Annotated in this window: 16 protein-coding genes; 7 read left to right on the top strand and 9 right to left on the bottom strand. The window is 41.2% G+C overall.

The genetic code is table 11. The features are described from left to right. Positions 1-348 precede the first annotated feature (348 nt). Positions 349-801 (top strand): Hsp20/alpha crystallin family protein, encoded by a 453-nt coding sequence (locus V7K76_RS18230; RefSeq protein ID WP_334778299.1) that lies wholly within the window; start codon positions 349-351, stop codon positions 799-801. Between the two features lie 85 nt (positions 802-886). On the opposite strand, the gene V7K76_RS18235 is transcribed toward V7K76_RS18230, so the two are convergent. The 4 genes from V7K76_RS18235 to V7K76_RS18250 form a co-directional block, all read right to left on the bottom strand. Then, positions 887-3,070 carry a CHASE2 domain-containing serine/threonine-protein kinase gene (locus V7K76_RS18235; protein WP_334778300.1) on the bottom strand — a complete coding sequence of 728 codons (2,184 nt, stop codon included), beginning with the start codon at positions 3,068-3,070 and terminating at the stop codon, positions 887-889. Between the two features lie 188 nt (positions 3,071-3,258). Beyond that, the gene (locus tag V7K76_RS18240; RefSeq protein WP_334778301.1) at positions 3,259-5,217 is read right to left on the bottom strand and encodes an FHA domain-containing protein; all 1,959 of its coding nucleotides are present in this window, start codon (positions 5,215-5,217) and stop codon (positions 3,259-3,261) included. Beyond that, the gene (locus V7K76_RS18245) at positions 5,214-5,396 is read right to left on the bottom strand and encodes a DUF6760 family protein (RefSeq protein WP_334765915.1); all 183 of its coding nucleotides are present in this window, start codon (positions 5,394-5,396) and stop codon (positions 5,214-5,216) included. Before V7K76_RS18245 ends, V7K76_RS18240 begins: the two co-directional genes overlap by 4 nt. Beyond that, a complete protein-coding gene (locus V7K76_RS18250; RefSeq protein WP_334778302.1) occupies positions 5,360-5,743 on the bottom strand; it encodes a phage tail assembly protein in 384 nt (127 codons plus the stop codon). The genes V7K76_RS18245 and V7K76_RS18250 overlap by 37 nt, the downstream gene beginning before the upstream one ends. Before the next feature lie 169 nt (positions 5,744-5,912). Here V7K76_RS18250 and V7K76_RS18255 point away from each other — a divergent pair, with 169 nt between their 5' ends. Then, positions 5,913-6,224, top strand: a complete 312-nt coding sequence (locus V7K76_RS18255) for a hypothetical protein (protein WP_334778303.1) — start codon at positions 5,913-5,915, stop codon at positions 6,222-6,224. Here V7K76_RS18255 and V7K76_RS18260 read toward each other — a convergent pair. From V7K76_RS18260 to V7K76_RS18280, 5 genes are all read right to left on the bottom strand, one after another. Then, entirely contained in the window at positions 6,215-6,562 is a 348-nt protein-coding gene (locus V7K76_RS18260) for a hypothetical protein (protein ID WP_334694989.1), read from the bottom strand. The two genes, V7K76_RS18255 and V7K76_RS18260, sit on opposite strands and share 10 nt — an antisense overlap. Positions 6,563-6,573: 11 nt before the next feature. Beyond that, entirely contained in the window at positions 6,574-7,068 is a 495-nt protein-coding gene (locus V7K76_RS18265) for a phage tail protein (RefSeq protein ID WP_334778304.1), read from the bottom strand. 113 nt (positions 7,069-7,181) lie between these two features. Continuing rightward, positions 7,182-7,637, bottom strand: a complete 456-nt coding sequence (locus tag V7K76_RS18270) for a phage tail protein (RefSeq protein WP_094347975.1) — start codon at positions 7,635-7,637, stop codon at positions 7,182-7,184. A gap of 202 nt (positions 7,638-7,839) precedes the next feature. Then, on the bottom strand, positions 7,840-9,501 hold the full coding sequence (locus tag V7K76_RS18275; RefSeq protein ID WP_334778305.1) for a phage tail sheath family protein: 1,662 nt from the start codon (positions 9,499-9,501) through the stop codon (positions 7,840-7,842). Positions 9,502-9,531: 30 nt separating this feature from the next. Next, positions 9,532-10,371, bottom strand: a complete 840-nt coding sequence (locus tag V7K76_RS18280; RefSeq protein ID WP_334778306.1) for a Pvc16 family protein — start codon at positions 10,369-10,371, stop codon at positions 9,532-9,534. A gap of 661 nt (positions 10,372-11,032) precedes the next feature. On the opposite strand from V7K76_RS18280, the gene V7K76_RS18285 reads away from it, so the two are divergent. From V7K76_RS18285 to V7K76_RS18305, 5 genes are read left to right on the top strand one after another with little or no spacing between them, the layout of a single operon-like run. Next, on the top strand, positions 11,033-12,151 hold the full coding sequence (locus V7K76_RS18285) for a sensor histidine kinase (RefSeq protein ID WP_334778307.1): 1,119 nt from the start codon (positions 11,033-11,035) through the stop codon (positions 12,149-12,151). Positions 12,152-12,177: 26 nt separating this feature from the next. Then, positions 12,178-12,858 (top strand): response regulator transcription factor, encoded by a 681-nt coding sequence (locus tag V7K76_RS18290; protein ID WP_334778308.1) that lies wholly within the window; start codon positions 12,178-12,180, stop codon positions 12,856-12,858. Between the two features lie 43 nt (positions 12,859-12,901). Next, positions 12,902-15,037: a substrate-binding domain-containing protein gene (locus tag V7K76_RS18295; RefSeq protein ID WP_334778309.1), complete on the top strand. Its 2,136-nt coding sequence runs from the start codon at positions 12,902-12,904 to the stop codon at positions 15,035-15,037. Next, complete coding sequence (locus V7K76_RS18300; RefSeq protein ID WP_334778310.1) at positions 15,015-15,668, top strand: FHA domain-containing protein; 654 nt, start codon at positions 15,015-15,017, stop codon at positions 15,666-15,668. The genes V7K76_RS18295 and V7K76_RS18300 overlap by 23 nt, the downstream gene beginning before the upstream one ends. A gap of 39 nt (positions 15,669-15,707) precedes the next feature. Next, positions 15,708-16,790, top strand: coding sequence for an anthranilate phosphoribosyltransferase family protein (locus tag V7K76_RS18305; RefSeq protein WP_334778311.1), 1,083 nt, complete (start codon positions 15,708-15,710; stop codon positions 16,788-16,790). The last annotated feature ends 117 nt before the right edge of the window (positions 16,791-16,907 follow it).

Here is a 16,907-nt window from a genome sequence, read left to right on the forward strand (position 1 = left end):
GAAGCGTGGCAATCTCAGTCTTTGCGATCGCACTTTTAGAGACGCTCCGCGAACACTTCGTACCCTGCGGAAGGCTTACGCCAACACAATGACGAACTATCTTATATTTATCAGCAGATTTATTGGTTAAGTATTAGTGAATCTAATTTATCTATTCGGTTTACCGAACACAAAAATTAGAGTAAACCGTAATCTTTTTTCTCTGTCTAATTTGGGACGGTAATCATCAATAAATTAGTGCTAATAACCGAATTTACATCAAGCTAAATTTTACATAATATGAATATGTAAGCACAGATTGAAGTGCAAAACTAATTAAATAAAAGCTAACTGCTGCGAGGAATAGTTATGACACTAATTCGTTTAAATACTTCGAGTCAATTTGACAATGTACAACATCTAATTAATAGTTTATTTCAAGACACCGGAGTAGCATCTGGATTGTTTGATAGAGGCTTGAACAATGTTCCTGCTGCTGAAATACAAGAAACTGAAGATGCAATTTATCTGAAGCTAGAATTGCCAGGGTTGGAAGCTAAAGACCTAGATGTACAGGTAACAGAAAACGCTGTTCACATTAGCGGTGAGCGGAAGTCTGAAACTAAAACTGAGGAAAAAGGCGTTATCAAAAGTGAGTTTAATTACGGTAAGTTTCAACGCATAATTCCTCTATCTGCTCGAATTCAAAATACTAAAGTTACGGCAGATTATAAAGACGGTATCTTAAATTTGACACTGCCTAAAACTGAGCAAGAAAAGAACAAAGTTGTCAAGATTAATTTGGAACAACCTGCTACCTAATAGGTTGCGATCACACATTCGACCTCCAATGATTAATTGAGATAACTAAAAGCCTGGTTATGCGAATAACCAGGCTTTTTTCTCACTACTCGATACTTTCGAGAGTTTTAAGCACCTCTGCGGCGGACTGATATCGTTGAGTAAAGTCAAAATGTACCATTCTATTTAAAATCATAACTAACTCGTTTGCCGCGTCAGTTAGTTCGCGCCAGTGTCGCCAAATCTGTTGATTGGCATCAATTCGACTTGGGATAATTATTTCACCAGTATTTGTGTCTCTGCGAAATTCTCTCGGATCTACTCCAGTTAAACCTTGTATTCCCATAATTCCCAAGGCATAAATATCGCTGTTGAGTTTTGGCAACCCACTCATTTGTTCAGAAGGTGCATAACTAGGAGTGCCAATTGAAATTGTCTGAGCTTCTTGCTGCTGAGGTTGAATCTGTTTAACAGCACCAAAGTCAATTAAAACAATGTGTTGATCTGATTCTCGTCTAATCAAGTTACTAGGTTTGATATCTCGATGAATTACGCCATAGCTGTGAACAAAAACCAGCACGTGTAAAACTTCTTTGAGCATCCCCACAACTTCAGCTTGTTTGAGTCGCTTCCCAGAGGTTAACTCATTATCCATAGCGTGCCCTCTAACAAATTCTTGCACTAGAGAAAATTGGTGATTTTCTTCAAAAAAAGCTAGCAGTTGGGGAATTTGTGGGTGCTTACCTAAAGTTTCTAAAATTTCTGCCTCAGCGTCGAATAAGCGTCTGACGACATTTAAATATTCTGGATCTTGGCGGGGAGGTCGCAACTGTTTAACTACGCACTGCGGATTCCCCGGACGCTGGATATCGTTAGCGACATAAGTGTTGCTAAATCCTCCAGAACCTAAGCGTTCAGTAATTTGATAACGGTTGTTTAGTAGCGTGCCTAGTGCAATGTCTTGCCCGATGGAATCAGCAATTACCGTTGGCGCTTCATTTGAGGCGTCGCCGCGCTGCCGTAAAAGATTTTGCAATTCCACAATTAATTGTTGGTGTTCTTGAACCCGTTGGGTAATTTCTTTTTGCTCTTGCTTGGTTTGATAAGAGCTATAGGCAAGGACACTCCCGGCAGTAAATACTAACCCCAAGGCGGGAGGTATGACTGGGAACCATCCAGCTTGGGTAAAAATGACAAAATTAGCTCCAAATAACACTGCAAGGGCTGTTGCTGCTGCTAATCCTAAGCCTAGTGGATGTTGAATTCGCCATACCAGCAACCCACCAACTACAGTCCATCCCCATATCCAAAGGATTTTACCCCACTCAGGCAAAAACCAAAATAGAGGCTGTTTGTTAAGAACAGCACTGAGAATTTGACTAACGCTGTGGGCATGAATTTCAATTCCTGCCATCTTGCCGGAATTATCTGATTTACCACTAGCAAAAGGTGTATTAAAAATATCATTTAAACTATTAGCTGTTGAACCAATCAAAATAATCCGGTCTTTTACCAAATCTGGTTTAACTTGATTTGCAAGTACTTCTGTAATAGTTATTTGCTGGGCAATCTGATGACCAGAACGGTAATTAAGCAAGATTTGGTAGCCATTTGTATCCGCTTTCTGATAACCCCCAGCACTACTTTGCAGGGGTTTAAAGATAGTATTACGTAGTCGTAGTTCCTTTTTGGGAGTAAATTCTAGCTGGATGCCTCCGACTTCTAAGTATTTGAGTGCTAGTTGTAAGCTAAAGGAATAAGTACTTTGACAAGAATCGGACTTATCTGCACTTACTAATAATAGATTGCGGCGAATTGTGGCATCAGTATCTTCTACAACATCATTAAATCCGACTCGCTCTGCTTCCACGCCCTTTGGTGGTGCGATTCCCGGATTGTTAGAACCAGCATGTTTACAAATAGGAATGATAATATCACTCTGTTGTAGGCGTTGCAGTAGTTTTTCATGACCTGGCTGTACTGGTAAGTCACGAAAAATATCTAGACCAATGGCTCGTGGTTGATATTCTTCAAGTTTGCCTAACAGCCGGTCTAGAAGTTCGCTAGATAGGGGCCAGTTCCATTTTTGGATATCTTTTTCAGTTAAAGCAACAATCAACAGACGAGAGTCTGGGCCGGGGTCGGCACGTAATTGCATCATTTCGTCATAGACTTTCATTTCCAGAGGCTCGAAAACCCCCAGTTTTTGAATGCCTACTAGTAAAATTGTAGCGATCGCACTTGAAAGAATAACTGGCTGTCTAAATAAACTTTTAAAATTTACAACCATTTTTTTTAATAAGTTTTACTTTAAAATATACATAATTTTGAGATTAATTTTCATTATTGAAATTATTCTATGCAATTTGCAACTTTTCAAAAAATATAGTAATTGTAACTTAGAAACACCAAAATGCTCAGATCCCCGACTTCTTTAAGAAGTCGGGGATCTTTGTGTTCATAACTCATTTACAATTGCTATATGTGTTTAAGATAATGCACGATCGCTTCTGCTGTTGGCAAATTAGTTGCCAGTAAAACTTGATTAATATTGCATAATCTCAGCAATGCTTCTTCATTAGCTTGACCAGATTGGGGTTGCAGCAAATCTCTCAAGAAAATTACTGCTAAAATTTCTCCTGCTCCAACCAATGAAGCAATTGTTTGATATCCTCCAGAAGTTGGTGCAGGGGTTTGTTGACTAATAGTTATTCCCGCCTCTTGATGCAAGACTTCGCTAACAGATGGCCACGTAATTGTAAAGCTCTGTGAGAAAAATTCTTGATGCTGAGAAACAAATTCAGCAAGTTCTGTTTTCTTGCTTTCATGAGCGATGAGTACTATATTTCTTTCAATGATTGTTTGCGGAGGCTCACTGACATTTGCTTCTTCTGGAGTTTCTTCAGGTTGAGTTACTTCTACTTCCGAAACTTTTTCAATAGTTTGGATATTCTCAGTAACTCCACTCTCTCTTGTTTCCAAAGATTGAATATCAGCGAATTCAGATACTTCACTTACTTGTGCAGAAACATCATCAACATCTACACTGGCTTCTTCAGTATTTGTATTAGGCAAGCCAATGTATTGATTGCTAAAAACTGCCGCGATGTTATCATCAGATGCGGTTGATGCTTCAGAAACTTCGCTGATTGTTTCATCGACAGCCGGACTAGTTTCTACTTCGTCAACATCTGCCCTATCTGCTGTTGTAATTGGCGTACCTAAATCTACTGCTTCATCAGTGATATTTTGTGTAACTTGGCTCGATGTTTCTTGCGGCTCAATATCCGTGTCTTCAGCAACATCTGTACTTTCTACGACTGGCGTATCCAAATCTACTATTTCATCATGAGTAGCTTCTGGAACGGCGCTTTCCTCCTCAGATACTTGGTGAAAAATATCGCGTGGCTGTACGAAGGTGACTTCTGCTTCTAACTCTGCGTACTCATCACTGCTAACTTCTGGAATGGCAATCTGTGGAGGAACTTCATTGAAAATATCGCGCGGCTGTACGAAGGTGACTTCTGCTTCCAGTGCTGCTTCTAACTCTGCATACTCATCATTGGTAGCTTCTGGAATAGGTATATCACGTAGCTGTACGAAAGTAGATTCTGTTGCTAGTGCTGCTTCCAAGTCTACAGCTTCATCGTGGTTAGCTTCTGAAAAGACAATTTCCTCTTCAGGCGTTTCAATGATGTTTTCAGGTGCAGCGATCGCATCATCAGCTAAAGTAGAAGAAACTTCTGAAGCTTCACTGATTTCTGGAAGTTTTATTTCTTCAACCTCTGCGCTGACTTCTGGTGCAACTAATGTTCGCAAATCCACAATTTCATCACGAATATCGTGTGGAACTTCGCTGGCTGCTTCAGGAGTTTCAATTATGTTTTCGGGGGGGACTATCTCAACAACTGGGATGATATCATCACTTTGAGTAGAAACAACTGCTGAGATTTCGCTGATTTCTGGGGAAGGAGGATTAATTTTAGGGGTTTCTACTTCTTTGACTACCTCTGGGGGTGGATTAACAACATTGGCAGCGCTGACATTTTCAGGCGATCGCGGTCGAGAAAACAGTGAAGGATCTATAATTCTAAAGACTGTCTCTGGTTGCTCATAAGCAGGAGCAACTGCTTCCAAAATCAAAACGTAATCTGCAATCCGAATCACATCTCCATCGCTCAAAGAATATGGTCGATCTTTTTCAGCTTGTTTTCCATTAAATATTGAGCCATTTCTACTACCAAGGTCAGAGAAGTAGTAATTTCCACCTTTAACAAAAAACTTAGCATGTACCCGACTGATATCAGGGCTGTCTAGGAGTAAATCAGAATCAGGAGAACGACCTATTAGCCATTCTCCTCTCGTTGTCGTTTCGATGCTAAGGTCAACTTCATTGACTTCACTTAGATTTGGTGAGTAGCTAACTTTTACTTTCATATTAATTTTTGGTTAATTTTATTGATTTCTGCCACCCAGCGCTGACGGGTAGTATGTTCTAAATTTAAAATATCATCTTGTGACCAGTGGAAATGATAAGCAATAAAAGCTACCTCCTCATATAAAGTATCAGAGGGGTAGCTTACGACTCCCCCGCCAGTTCTAGCTCCACTGAAAATTGAGTATTACAGTGGGGACATTGTGTCGGAATATGTACATTCCCTTGCTGATTAATTCGATTATAAAATTCTCGGAGATAGGCAATGTCATGTAAAAGAAGTTCTTCGAGTAAATCAGGACTAACAGAGTTGAAACTACCCAAACGAGTGATGACCCGTGCAAGCATTACTAAAACGCCATAAGCTGGATTTTCCTGAACTTTGCGCTCTTGTTGCACCAAAATTTCATCTTTGGCGGTGGCTAAACGCATCACCCCATGACGATGTACTCGGTGTTCACTATCACTCAATCCTCTAGGAAGAGTGAAGGCAAATTCTGTGCAGAGAGTATCCTTTTTACGGGGCATAGATTTTTTAATTTGGGCATTGGGTATTGGAGAGTGCTGAATTAGGAGTGCTGTTAGCGGTAGCGGGGCGTTTAGCCCGTGCTGAGTTAAGAGTTAGGAGTTAGGAGTTAGGAGTTAGGAAGAAATATTATTGTTTCAAGCTTAAAACTCGGAAATTGAGCCTTTTTACTTGAACGTTGAGCCTTTGAACTCGGAAGTTGCACCTTTTTGCTTGAACGTTGAACCTTTGAACTCGGAAGTTGCACCTTTTTACTTGAACGTTGAATCTTTGAACTCGGAAGTTGCACCTTTTTGCTTGAACGTTGAACCTTTGAACTCGGAAGTTGCACCTTTTTGCTTGAACATTGAACCTTTGAACTCGGAAGTTGCACCTTTTTGCTTGAACGTTGAATCTTTGAACTCGGAAGTTGCACCTTTTTGCTTGAACGTTGAACCTTTGAACTCAGCACTCCTCAATGCCCCATTCCCAATTCAATTATGAAGAACTGCTTCGGGAGAATTTACTGTATCTTCCGGTATGGAAGTTTCGCCTTCCAATCCATTGATTCGACGGTAAAAATCTTGGAGATAATTTAAATCTTGGGAAAAAAAGTTTTCCACGATTGCAGGGGTTACTTCTGATAAAGCACCCAAGTGGGTAATCACTCGCGCCAAGATAATAATCGTGGCATAAACGGGATTAGCTTTAACGCGTGGGTCACGCAAGGGTGCAATTTCGTCTATCGCCGTTGATAACCGCATTACACCTTTGCGGTGGAGGTTGCCTTCCGAGTCTAGATACCCCTTTGGCAGTGTAAATTCAAACTCTGTGGGAAACATAATTCTCCTAATTACTTCACGCGTTTAAATTCCTCAAAAGCAACCTCCACTTCCTCAATTTCGATGTCATGGCTGCGGGCGTTAACATCGGCAATCTTGTAACTTGCAGGCCAAGCACCGGCTAATTCAAATCTAGCGATTTCTTCATTTGCCTGATTATAAATAGACAAAGCAACAAGTCTACGTTGCTGTGACCAATTACCCTTTTCGACTTTTTCAAACCACTTCCAAAAATCCATAGAGTTGGTGGTACCTCTACGCAAAGTGAGATTACCACTCTTGGAATTGCTAGGAAGCTTAGTTCTCACCACCTGACCTTTTGATTGCCCTTTTGTACCCCAGGTTTGAGAAGTCACTTCACAAATTTCAATTACCTCTTGGGTTCTTTTGAAGCCTTGACACTCCAAAAAGAAACAATTGGCATCGTTTTGACCTTCTAATGTCAGTTCTAAATAGAACCGATGGGCTGTCAGAACTTCTGGAATTGGGCTTGCGGATTGTACCACTGTTAAATAATTCGTAATTCGTAATTCGTAATTCGTAATTCGTAATGAAGCTTGCGGACTCGCTACCGCTACGCTCTAAGCAAAGCTATGCCGCAAGCTTTACGTAATTACGATTATTTGATTCGTTTAATTCCTTCGTGAACCAATTCAACAGTCTCATTTGCCATATCGCCGCCAGAGGCAGTTAAGGTAGGCCCAGTGTATTTACAGGGATAACAATTGACGATGTTCCAGCGTGCTTTTTCAGAGCCTTGTTGGTCATAAGCAACCACCGAACCTGTCTTACGATTCTGTGACCACTTCCGAGGATCACCCATGTCTTCGTTACAATCTTGATACCATTTATAAAGGTCTATATCATCTGTGGCGATGACTTTGACTGTAATGTTAGTAAATTTAACAACAGTTGGTGTAGCTTGACGCATTAGTTTAGCGCCCTTAGATGAACCGTGAACTTCTTGTGCTGGGGTATTTTCAACACCTAGTCCGCTAATTTCTTTGATGAATTTATCAGTAATTCCGTCAGCCTCAAAGTAAAATTTACAAGAGGTTAAAAATTCGCCTGCCATACTTTTAGACTCCTTTGTGTGTAATTAATTTTGAAATGGGGAACAAGAATTTTAGATTTTAGATTTTGGATTTTAGATTGAAATTTAATCCAAAGTCACATTCTGTGGAAATGGCGGCAACGTTCGTATTAATTTTGGATTTTAGATTGAAATTTAATCCAAAATCCGCAATCCAAAATCCAAAATTGAATTGCCTTATTCGCTATTCGCTATCTTCAATGCCGTTCCATTGGCTGATGCGGAAAACAACAAACTCAGCCGGTCTGACTGGGCAAACTCCGACTTCAATATATAAACGTCCTAAAATTCTGGTTTCTGGTGGGTTCAATTCTTCATCACACTTCACATAAAATGCTTGGGCTGGAGATGCGCCAAATAAAGCACCTTCACGCCAGATGCGTTCTAAGAAATTACTGACGGTGCGGGTGACACGTGCCCATAAATCTTGGTCGTTGGGTTCAAAAACTACCCACTGAGTCCCCAGTTCTAGGGATTTTTCAATATAGCTAATTAGCCGACGCACACTGATGTAACGCCACTCTGTTTTATCTGGCTCAACTAAAGTGCGTGCCCCCCAAATGCGGATACCTCTGTTGGGGAAGTTGCGAATACAATTTATCCCCAGGGGGTTTAATAGTTCTTGTTCGCGGAAGTTTGTGTCATAGCCTAAACCGATTACGCCTCTAGGAACTTCATTTGCAGGGGCTTTGTAAACTCCTCTGGTTTCGTCGGTGCGGGCCCAAACACCCATCACATGACCACAAGGAGGTACTAAAATTGGATTACCGCGATCGCGTGGATTAGGTACTTTAATCCAAGGATAATAAAGGGCCGCAAACATCGAACGACGATTAAATCTATTCAACCATTCCACCACTTGCTGGGGTTTGACGGCATCCGGTGGCGCATCAAGTACAACCATCCGGTTGGGCGGATTGGGAATATCGCCACTCGCAGAACCCTCGCACATACTAATCATCAGTTCGATGATGCCGTGGACTTGATCTAAATTTAGTATCTGCTCTTGATAAGCCCGCATCACATCAGGACAAGCCAGCATTGTGATTTCATCAACTTCAAAGATACCGCGTACCCCGGTGCGATCGTCTCGAACGCCTTCTAAATTTTGCGAAAATCTATCGGGTGTGGCGGCGACAATGGGCGGCGCTAGCTCATATTGACCATTAACGGGGCGGCGAGCTAAAGGCTGTCCGCTTTGAGTAACATCTTCTACAGTCACATACAGGGAATTTCTCAATGCCGCCAGCGCATAAGTCGCTGTTTGACCAGCAGGTTCGCGGTTCATTGTCAAGTTTTCGTATTGCTCTAGAAGTTCATCTCCCCGACGAATTTGGATGGTGAAATATTCGCCTGTATTTGGAGGCGCTTCTCCTTCAGTACCTTCGGGTAAGGCGCGGGGCGAACCATCAATAATTACAATATTTACTAATCCGCCTGATGCTTGCTCAGGGCGCAAAGTAAAGCGGAGGGCTGGACGATTACCTCTAGAGTTGATTCTGAGGCTAGCCGGTTCTGGAGTTGCCGGTCTGGGTGCGCCTGGTAATTGAGTCCCAATGCTAGTTACCCAGCAACGACCGCCACCATTCATAAAGTAGCCGTAGACTGAAAAGGGTAAATAGGCGTTGAAGTCGGTGAAGCCGTCAGAGTTGGGACGGGCAAAGTAGTTTAAAAATTGCGTCCAAGTGGTTACTAGCATGGGCTTGTATAACTCAGCCCCACCGCGAACGTCTTCTGTAAAGCCGACAAATCCGGCAACTGCTGTGCTAACACCTTCAATTGGTCGGCTACCCCGGTCAATTTCTTCGATGTAGACACCGGGAGCAAAGTAATCAAGTCTAGCCATGAAAGTCTCTCCAAGTCAGTAAAAATCTAATTATTCAGGAGTTAGAAATATTTCTTTGAAAGTATGACTTTGGTTATCTACCAATGCATTGACGTTTTGGGGTAAATAGCCAGGATGATTCAGAGTCAAAACATAATTACCTAAATGCAGGTCTTCAAAAAAGAACAACCCTTCTTTAGTAGTTAATATGGATTTTTCAGTTCCCCTCACAGCTACTTCTGTCGCTACCAACGGCAGATTTGTCACCGCACTTTTGACAATACCCGCGATCGCAACTCGCCTCGTTAGTACTAAACTGTCATTATCGCGAGATAATTGATTTCGCAAATTGAAAATTCGCTCCCAAACCAATGGCACTGGAGTCGGTTGTGGCTCGAAGGGTATTGTAACTGTCAAATATAAGGCTGAACGCAATGGCACATTGAGAGCGCTCCACAAAGAGCCAATCTCAATTGGCGGCTCTAGGGCAACTGTCAGGTTTAAATTACCATAGCCCCGTAATTCAGGAACCAAAAACTCCTCTTCCAAGGTGCGATGGCGCAACAGCACAGTCAAAGCCTCACTAATAAAGTGATGCTCACCTAAAGCTGTTCTATCCCAGGCTGTTAATAGCAGCGAAACATCAAACCAAGCGGGTGCCCAATTTACAGTAGCAGGTTGTAGAGCGCGTGTTAGCTTGCGCTCAACTTGCCTACCAGAATGTTGTACCTGCTTACTCTCACGTATATCAAAAATGTATAAATTGAGAGTTGGCCCTGCTCCCTCTTCCCTGCGATTACCAGGATGGCTAAAGTCAATTTGCTCTGTACTGGTAAGCGAGGTTCCTCCAGCTAGAATTTCGGCTAAAGTTTGAAGAACGAAGATAAGCATGAAGGTATTATGCTGGTAGCTAATCCAGATGCCTCTAGAGTATATGTATCAGTCTTCTAAAGTTAATTAGACTTTTGTCGATATTTTTTGATGGGGCATTGGGGACTGGGGACTGGGGACTGGGCATTGAAAGAATTCTTATAACTCCTAACTCCTAACTCCTAACTCCCCATTCCCTACTCCCCACTCCCCATCTCCTCAGAATGATGATTGAGAAAGCTGGAGAATATTAGCTTTTCAATAATCCGAAAAGTAGCAACTTCAGTTTGTAGATTAGTCTTGAGTAGTTCTTGATTGGACGTATGACATTTTTTCTCGTGGAGTAGACGGAAAAGCCTGCCCTAGAGCGCCAATCCAACTTTCATGGATGAATAAGTTCGTAGTCAGGACTTTAGTCTTTGGTTTGAGCGCTGTTCGCGAAGCGTTCCCGTAGGGTAGCGCTCTCTACGAACAGATTCATCCAAGTGTTGTAAATAATAGGTACTATATACCTATGTATACTTAGGGAAACGAAATGCGGCTTTAAATGTAAACTTAATAATTCTTTGTATTAATTAGTTACAAAGATAACTTAACAAAAAAATAAACATTCTTGAGGCTGCATAATTTTATACTGGTCAGCAGAATAAAAAACATTTGGTTGCAAAAAGCGAGTGAAGCTATGACACTAGGCTTTTCTGTACAAAAACTAGACAATAGCTCTAATTATTTGAATTCCTCAGATATTCAGAGTTTTTGTCAGCTTGAGTCTGAGCAGTTAACTAGTCAATATCCAATTTTTTTCGCTCGGATTGTCTATCAAGATTCATTTTCAAGAGCTAATCAGGAGGTTATAAATTATGGTCAAGACCAAGCTCCTTTTCCTCCAAAAACTTTAGCTTACTTGCGTTCAGAAGTATGGTTTACAGATTTTCCGCCTGCTTTTACTTTACATAAATTTAAACTTAAGGATTTTTCATCCATTTCTTATATTTGCCCTATATCCTATAGAAATCAAAAGCCTGAATACATTCAAATCATTACTCATGAACCTCTCTCATCAAGTTTACAACTATACGTAAAACGCTCGGCTACACTCCTAAGCAAGTATGTAGATATTTCCTTGGACTATGGAAGACAAAAGACTGAAATTCAACTTTTAGAAGATATTCTGCATCGAGTAGGACACCAATTGCGTAATTCTCTAGGACTCATCGGATTATATGCACATAATCTCTGCTTGAGTTTAGAGGATAGCCCTTGGCAAGAGCAAGCAACCATAATTGGCGAAAGCATACAAGATTTAGATACTAATTTAAATGAACTGATTGATTGTGGTCAAAGTGCAAAATTAAGGGTATCACTTCAAGATTTAAGAAGTTTGGTAGTTGAAAGTATCACAAATTTACAACCGCTAATTAATCAGAAAAAACTTAAAATATCAATTCCCGATACATCAACATTACTGAAGATAGATAGATTACAAATGAAACAAGTTTTTGATAATATCCTCAGTAATGCTGTTCATTTCAGCCCTAATTCAGGAACTATTAGCTGTAGTTGGCAAGTTTTTCAAGATGAAGTATTAATTAAAATTTCCGACCAAGGCCCAGGATTGTCTCAAGAGGATTTACAAAAAGTATTTACCCCATTTTATTCTCGGCGGAAAGGAGGCACAGGACTAGGTTTAACTATTGCTAAAAAAATTATTCTGGATCATCAAGGAAGTATCTGGGCACAGGTTTTGTCAGAAAGTGGGGCGCAGTTTTCTATAATTTTACCTCGACCAAGAAGCAGATAAATAATTCGTAATTTGTAATTAAAGATATGATTAATGATCATAAAAAACTTTCGGTTTTGTTGGTAGATGACGAAGAAAGGTTTCGTCAAGGGTTGCGTACTCTCCTCAATTTTTATAGTATTAATTCTGCGTTACCTGTAGAAGTTATGGGTGATGCTGATTCTGTTGATCAGGTTTTAAAGTTTACAAACCAGAAGTGTCCAGATTTAATTTTGCTGGATATGCAATTAAAAGGATGTGATGGGATTACAGTTTTAGCACGTCTTAAGGAAACTGCTTACACTGGCAAAGTTTTAGTATTGTCGGCTCATCAAGAAGACGACTGGATTTTTAGAGCGATGCAGGCGGGAGCCGCAGGTTATGTGTTTAAAAATCGTTTAGCAACCCAATTATGTGAAGCTATTGACACTGTAACTCGGTCAGAAATTTATCTACCTTCAGAAGTTGCTAGTCGATTTTTTCGGTTTTTTCAAGCTTACTCAGATTCTTGTGTGAAAGCCTGTCATGAAGTGCATTTAACCGAAAGAGAGCAAGAAGTTTTATACTGGTTAACTCAAGGTGCTTCTAATGAAGAAATCGCTAAACATTTATATGTAACAGTTGCTACTGTTAAGGCGCATCTCACCAGTATTTTTGAAAAATTAAAGGTTACTAGTCGGACTCAAGCGATTGTGGCTGCCCTCAAGTTAGGATTAGTTCACGCTTGAGCGCGATGGAAGTAATCGGCGCAATTCACGAAACTCTTTGTATATGGCTTCATTTGAATCTTTTTATCAAGAATACCCCTGTTCGTACAATTCTCCCTTAAATTGCGATCGCCCTTTCCAAACGGCACAGCAAATCAAGGGCGCTAAGTTTTGCTTGGAATGTGGTTTTCCAGCAACTTTACCGCAGGAGGCTGAGATTAAAGGAAGTCAGGGAACTTATCAAATAGCTAGTTTTGTAGGTGTACGGGGTTTAGGCCGCTTATACTCAGGTGTTCAACTCAAGGACAAACAGCCTGTCATTATCAAAGAATACCTGCTACCTAATCGTTCTTTTAATGAAAGCGAGACTCAAAAGCGGAAAGATACTTTCAAACGGGTAGGTGGAGTAAGTTTAGCCGATAGTCGAATTCAAAATTTCCGTCTTGTGGAAACTAAAGAAGCGATCACAGATGAAAAAGGCGAACGCTGCTATCTTATTACTCAGGGTATAGAGTCATCCCAAACTTTAGGTAAGTATCTCATAGAAAAGGGAGCAATGACACCTCTTGATGTGCGTGAGGTGCTAAATCAAGGTTTACAAACTCTCCAGTTTCTCCACACCCAAAAGCTGCGTTTCCCCTCAAATCAAACACAACAGGGTATCACTCACGGAAATATCAATTTAGATAGTACCTTAATTAAGGTAGAAAATAATCAAAAGTTTTCTATATATTTTTGTGATTTAGCTATCTGGGAAAATTTATTTATTCCACCCATTATTCCTCAACCCGCTCCCGCTAGACCTGAGCAAGATTTAGAATCATTAGGATTGCTAGCCTTTACTTTGTGGGTGGGGCGGACAACTAATTTATTATCTAACCAGCCTCTCAACCCTAGAGATAATCAACAATGGCCAGATACCGATAGCCATTTAAAGCAGTTTATTTATCGTTTAATTGGTCTGGAAACTCCTTTCGAGAATGCGGAAGCGGCTCGCCAAGCACTGCTGAAACTTCCTAAAGAAGATCGTGGCAAAAATTCAGTAGGTTCGTCGCCAGCTTCTCAAGAAATAAAAAAGCCTTTACCAATGCCCTTAATTCTGCTAGGAATTCTCGCTTTATTACTACTTGGCGGCGGAATTTGGTATTGGCTTTGGGGTAAGAAAACAGATTATCCTAATCAATATATAGAATGGTCTAGACTTGTGCGGAATTTCTCAGAAGTTCCCAACGTTCCTTCGGGACAATTTACTTACACAGGAGAAAAAGACAGTACATGGAGTTATGTTTTAACGCAATCTGTAGACAACACTCGTTTAGGAGATTTATTGACCAGACCAAAGTCAGATGCAACAGCAACATTTGATTATAAATCTGTTTTATCACCAAACATAAATAATTCGGTTAAAAGTATCGAAGAAGTCCAAACAAACAAAAAAGATTTTGCAATTACCAGTTTGGTAGATAACATCACAGATAAACTTGCTAAAAAACAAGTTGCTGATGATGGTTTACTTGTGTTTGTAGCATTTAATAAAAGAGATTCAAATCTTGCTAATGCTCTTGGGGGGCAAATCAATATTGAGCAATTGCGTCAAATTTACACAGGCAAAATTACTAATTGGCAGCAGATTAATTCCAAACTTCCAAATCTACCTGTGAAAGCTTTCGCCCCAACTGAACCGGAAGCAATCAGTAAATTTCAAGAAATAGTTCTGAAAAACGCTCCTCAAGACGAAGCTTTATTTGCAGCAAAAGTTACTAAACTTGATACCACAAAAACCCAAAATCTGATCCGCAGTAAAACTTTAGAGGGGCGTACCACTGGTATTATTAGTTTTGGGATTATCAGTAAAACTTCTACTCAATGTACAGGCTATCCGCTAGCGATCGCAGATGGCAAAAAGTCAGCTATTCAACCTCTGTTTCAAAGACGCGATCGCCGCTCAATAAATCCCTCAGATGACTTATGTCAGCATGATGATTATTATGTTGATGTCACAACTTTCCAAAGCTACCCCCTGGGATACCCTATTTTTGTAGTGTACCCTAAAGACAGCAACCGCCTGCCTGGTGGTTCTACATTTGCCCAGATGCTAACTACTCGTCAGGGTCAGTGTTTACTTACTAAAGTAGGTCTTGTAGCCTTACAACCCATGCCTGATGATATAAATTCCTATGCCTGCAAATCGGTGCCCTAATCCCAGTTGCGAATATTTTAACCGCGCCCTGCCTAACAATGCTAAGGTTTGTCCCTGGTGTTCAACTCCTGTGGGCCCTGTAAATAATGTAGTTTCCCCTACACCACAACCGCCGATTCAACCACAGCCTAGTCAAGCACAACCCAATCAACAACCACCTAGTCAGTATCAGCGACCAGCAACAGACCAACCTAACTACCAAGTTCCCCAACAACCTCCCGTTGATTCTTCAACAGTCTATCAGCCACGAGTTTCCTATCAACCAACACCGCCTGTTTATACCCCTCCGCCTCAAAGAGCGCCTCTGTTAAAGCTGGTTCATAGCACAGGAAGAGAATTTAACCTTGTTGGGGAAGGAGGTTATATTGGTCGGCGCAGTCAGAGTCCAGGAATAGCGCCGCCAGAAATTGACTTGACCGGCATTCCCAGTGAAGGAATAGTTTCTCGTCGTCATGCACGAGTCGATTGGGACTGGTCGCAAAACTCATACATGATTGTTGACATGAGTACAAATGGTATTTATTTAAACAACAATCCTCTAACACCTGGGATGCAATATCGCCTGTTGAACGGTGACTTAGTGCGATTTGGTCAGGATAACCTAGTCAATTTCACTGTATATATTGTGTAGTAAAAACTTATTTGATAATTGACCAATGACCAATGACTAATGACCAATGTATTTCGGGAATTCCTGCAAAAAGTAGGCGGTGGAAACCACACAGCCGAGAATTTAACTCGCGCCCAAGCAGCCACCGCAACTAAAATGATGCTGTTGGGTGAAGCTACACCAGTCCAAATCGGAGCATTTTTGATTGCTCATCGAATCAAGCGTCCCACAGGGGAAGAATTAGCCGGAATGTTGGATGCTTATGAGGAACTGGGGCCAAAACTGCAACCAATAGCCTCAGAGCGACCAGCGATCGCTCTTGGCATCCCCTATGATGGCAGAACCCGCACAGCACCAATTAGTCCCGTAATAGCTTTACTACTCGCCGCAGTGGGACAACCAGTGATCATGCACGGTGGCGATCGCTTACCAACGAAGTACGGCTTACCCCTGATAGATATTTGGCAAGGTTTAGGAGTCGATTGGACTACCCTACCACTAACAAAAACCCAGCAAGTATTTGAGCAAACGGGAATCGGCTTTATTTATCTACCTCAGCATTTTCCGCTAACTACAAGTATTTGGGAGTACCGCGACCAACTTGGCAAACGTCCGCCCTTGGCGACAATGGAGCTAATTTGGTGTCCTTATGCTGGTGATGCCCACGTCATTGCAGGGTTTGTCCATCCGCCAACAGAAGGAATGTTTCAGATCGCTCTAGGACTGCGAGGAGTTACAAAATTTACATTGGTGAAAGGATTGGAAGGTAGTTGCGACTTACCGCGCGATCGCACTGCAATTATCAGCTTATCTTCATCCATAGCATCCCAAGAGGTAGAACGATTGCATCTCGTACCGCGTGATTACGGCTTTACTACCAAAAACGTACCCCTTGGAACTACTGAAGAACTGGTGGGAGATATTCAAGAGGTTTTGGCAGGTAAACCAGGTGAATTGATGCAAACAGCCTTATGGAATAGCGGATTTTATCTATGGCGGAGTGGTATTTGTCCAGATATGTCAGAGGGTTTAGCTAAAGCAGAAGAATTATTAACCAATGGTGTAGTAGCAGCTAAACTCCAACAACTCATATCAATTCAAAATTCAAAATTCAAAATTCAAAATTCAGAAAGCCTGATTTAACGAATTCGGTGGGTTGAAGTCCCCCGGTTCAATAAATAAGTCAGTTTTGTGGTGGGGTCTAAATCCCCATTAAAAAACTGTACTTCCGACTTCCGACTTCCGACTTCCGACTTCTTT

The organism is Nostoc sp. (genome assembly GCF_036917975.1).
Classification (GTDB): Bacteria; Cyanobacteriota; Cyanobacteriia; order Cyanobacteriales; family Nostocaceae; genus Nostoc.